Origin of the sequence: Yoonia sp. (assembly GCF_046498525.1) — a bacterium.
Lineage (GTDB): Bacteria > Pseudomonadota > Alphaproteobacteria > Rhodobacterales > Rhodobacteraceae > Yoonia.
The window spans coordinates 1-3142 of the sequence record NZ_JAWOAN010000271.1 but is presented as its reverse complement, the minus strand read 5'-3'; the positions used below and the strand labels follow the sequence as shown (position 1 = coordinate 3142).

Here is a 3142-nt window from a genome sequence, read left to right as displayed (position 1 = left end):
ATTTCTTCGCACATCCTGGCACCTTCGCTGAGGATCGCCTGTGTCATATCCGGTGTGGCATCGGCAAAATGGTCGGTCGCTGCGATCTGATCAAAACCGACGACATGATCCATCAAGAACTGAAAATCGCTGACAGGCGCGCGATAAGGCATTGTTCTGTCTCCAAAATGTGCAGCCGCTTGGCAAAGCATGGTCCGAGGGCTATGCATCCCTTTGATGGCCAACCTATCGCAGCGCGGCCCCCCATCAACCAAAACGCCACGTCATGAACCATGAACAACTGCTGAGCCTACCACCGGATGTCGCCGGTCTGGAAAAGGCTGCTGCGATTTTGCAACGCGGTGGTCTGGTCTCTTTTCCAACTGAAACGGTGTATGGGCTGGGTGCGGACGCCCGCAATAATGCGGCGGTAGCAGGTATTTACGAGGCCAAGGGGCGCCCCAGTTTCAACCCGCTGATCGTACATGTGCCGGATGTTTCGGCAGCCGAGTCCTATTGCGTGTTCAACGCTGCGGCACAACACCTTGCACAGGGGTTCTGGCCCGGCGCTTTGACGCTTGTCTTGCCGCTAAGGGCGGATGCAGGGATATCGAAACTTGTGACGGCGGGACTGGATACACTGGCTGTCCGTGTGCCGGATCATCCTGTCGCTGCGGGGCTGCTGCGGGCTTTTGGCGGTCCGGTTGCGGCCCCCTCTGCCAATCCGTCAGGTCGGGTCAGCCCGACCGCTGCCGCGCATGTTGTGGCCGGATTGGGCGGTCGGATCGATGCTGTCGTTGACGGTGGCGATTGCGCAGTCGGCGTCGAATCGACGATCGTCAGCTGTATAGGCGAACCTGCATTGCTGCGGGCGGGCGGCATTCCTGTCGAGGCTTTGGAGGCTTGCCTCGGTGCGCCTTTGAAGACCCTGCATGACCCGTCCACGCCGATAGCACCGGGGCAGCTTGCCTCGCACTATGCACCCCAAGGGAAGGTGCGGCTAAACGCATCTGGTGCCGGAAAAGGCGAGGTGCTGCTTGGCTTTGGTCCGGTGGAGGCCGACCTCAACCTCTCGGTTGCGGGTGATCTGACGGAAGCGGCAGCGCGCCTTTTCGCCTGTTTACATGAACTGGATGCGATGGGTGCGGAACAGATTGCCGTATCGCCCATTCCAGACCACGGCTTGGGTCGTGCAATCAATGATCGTTTGAAACGCGCGGCCGCACCGCGCTAGTACTTATCCGGCGTTTTGCTGTTCGATATAACCGCGCAACTCTTCCGCTTCCTGCCGCGCTTCGCGCAGGCCGTCCATTGCGGCCCGCAGTTCCGCCTCGGTCTGTGTCAGCTGGTTTGTGATCTCGGCCTCGCGCTGTTGCAGGTAGGTGATCGCCTGATCGCGGGTTTCTTCGGCCTCGTGCAGCGCCTGCGCCATCTTGTCCAGTTCTCCGATTTCGGCCTTGGTCACGCGGGTGAAACGGTTGACCAGCCAGCTTGCAAACCAGCCCAGCATGAAAGCCACAAAAAGGATCACAGCCGTCGCGATGATGAATTCGGTTCTGTTCATGGGGCTGGTCTATTCACTTTCTGTCACGGTGTCATCTGCACCTGCTGGGGTTTCCGCGCTATCGGGCTCCGCTGCCAGTTCATCTAGGATCGAGGTTTCCTCAACCGTCGATTCCGGTACGATCAGGCTGAATTCGATCCTGCGGTTGGCTTCGCGCCCGTCTTCGGTGTCGTTGTCGGCGATGGGCGTTTCTTCGCCAAATCCAATCGATTCGAATGTCGATACCGGAACACGCCGGGCACGGAGTGCCGTCAGAACCGCATCGGCACGGTCTTGTGACAATTGCTGGTTCATCACTTCGCGGCCCTGACTGTCCGTAAAGCCCGACACGCGGATTGCCAGGTCACCGCATTTCTTCAGTATATCAGCGATATCATCGACCACGGGCTGGGTGTCGGCCGTCAGGTCGGCAGAGCCGGGATCGAAGGTGATTTTGCGCCCCTCGGTCGCAGCGATGATCCGGCCGATACATTCGTCTGGGGTAGGAATGCCTGCGATCGGATCAAGTTCTTTGACATAGGTGACGTCGATTTCAAAGTCGGCAGTTTGTCCCAACTTTTCGATCAACAGGCGCGAGATGACGCCACTGGCGCCCTGATTTCCCGTGTTGCCACGAATTTGTAGTGTATTGGCCCCGACGATGACCGCACCATTGGACAATTCTGAAAGGGCCTCGATCCCGGCGAGAACGCGCACCGACCATCCGGACGGAAGGTCATTGTCGATCCGTGTCCCCATTGTGATGTCCCGCTGCGAGAAACGGGCGCCGGCAAAGTTTTTGACTACTGTGTTGGTCATGTCATCGGGTACGCGGCCACGTAGTTGCACTTCGCCTTCAGGGCTGAGTGTCGCGGTAAATTGAGCGATTTCCTCGCCAGACGTATCAGGCAGTTCCGTCAATTCCGCAGTGAGTGCGAACGCCTCTGCTTATAATGTTGTGATTATGGACTGGCGGGGTTTTTATGCTTCTGCTGATGCGGCCAACCCTGATGCCACACGCGGGCAAGATGGTTACGATGCCATTGATTGGATAAAAGACCAAAGCTGGTCGGACGGAAATATTGGCACATGGGGTGCATCTGCACTGGGTAAGGTTCAGTTTATGACAGCAGCAGAACAGCATCCAAACCATATCTGTGCTGTTCCCATTGTTGCCAGCCCGGAATACAATTACCAGGTGTATTATCCCAATGGTGTTTACCGTGAAGAATACGTGGAACAACTGGATGCTTTGGGATTTGGCATTTCTACATGGATAGAAGCTCACCCTTATCATGATTGGTCGTGGACGTATGTCGAAGACTCCACTTATGCACCGGGTGACATTCATATTCCCATGCTCATGATTGGCGGCTGGTACGACCATGCCACTAAATGGGTGCTCCGTTATTTCGATGGCATCTGTACACAATCCCCGGCAGGTGTAGCTGAACAGCACAAGCTTATGATGGGGCCATGGGCTCATAATACCGTTGGCAAATTAAGCCAGGGGGAACTTGATTTTCCCCAAGCAGAAGGGTTTAGCAACGGATACGCCCAGGCTTTTTTTGAGTATCATTTGCTGTATCGCTCTCCCGTCTCGGGACGCCCGCCACGGTC

Annotated in this window: 5 protein-coding genes; 2 read left to right on the top strand and 3 right to left on the bottom strand. The window is 56.7% G+C overall.

The window, feature by feature from the left end; translation table 11 throughout:
- Nucleotides 1-152, bottom strand: a 152-nt coding sequence (locus tag R6T97_RS16080) for an acyl-CoA dehydrogenase N-terminal domain-containing protein (protein WP_410350295.1), incomplete at its 3' end; no start/stop codon positions are given.
- Between the two features lie 113 nt (nucleotides 153-265).
- Here R6T97_RS16080 and R6T97_RS16075 point away from each other — a divergent pair.
- The gene (locus R6T97_RS16075; RefSeq protein ID WP_410350294.1) at nucleotides 266-1213 is read left to right on the top strand and encodes an L-threonylcarbamoyladenylate synthase; all 948 of its coding nucleotides are present in this window, start codon (nucleotides 266-268) and stop codon (nucleotides 1211-1213) included.
- A 3-nt stretch (nucleotides 1214-1216) separates the two neighbouring features.
- On the opposite strand, the gene R6T97_RS16070 is transcribed toward R6T97_RS16075, so the two are convergent.
- Together R6T97_RS16070 and R6T97_RS16065 are read right to left on the bottom strand one after the other, a co-directional pair.
- Nucleotides 1217-1543 carry a hypothetical protein gene (locus R6T97_RS16070; protein ID WP_410350293.1) on the bottom strand — a complete coding sequence of 109 codons (327 nt, stop codon included), beginning with the start codon at nucleotides 1541-1543 and terminating at the stop codon, nucleotides 1217-1219.
- 9 nt (nucleotides 1544-1552) lie between these two features.
- The gene (locus R6T97_RS16065; RefSeq protein ID WP_410350292.1) at nucleotides 1553-2443 is read right to left on the bottom strand and encodes an OmpA family protein; all 891 of its coding nucleotides are present in this window, start codon (nucleotides 2441-2443) and stop codon (nucleotides 1553-1555) included.
- A 43-nt stretch (nucleotides 2444-2486) separates the two neighbouring features.
- On the opposite strand from R6T97_RS16065, the gene R6T97_RS16060 reads away from it, so the two are divergent.
- Nucleotides 2487-3142, top strand: a 656-nt coding sequence (locus R6T97_RS16060; protein WP_410350291.1) for a CocE/NonD family hydrolase, incomplete at its 3' end; no start/stop codon positions are given.

Bases quoted from the DNA above. Each gene is read 5' to 3' on its own strand.
- R6T97_RS16075 (WP_410350294.1), top strand. From the start codon at position 266: ATGAACCATGAACAACTGCTGAGCCTACCACCGGATGTCGCCGGTCTG.
- R6T97_RS16070 (WP_410350293.1), bottom strand. From the start codon at position 1,543: ATGAACAGAACCGAATTCATCATCGCGACGGCTGTGATCCTTTTTGTG.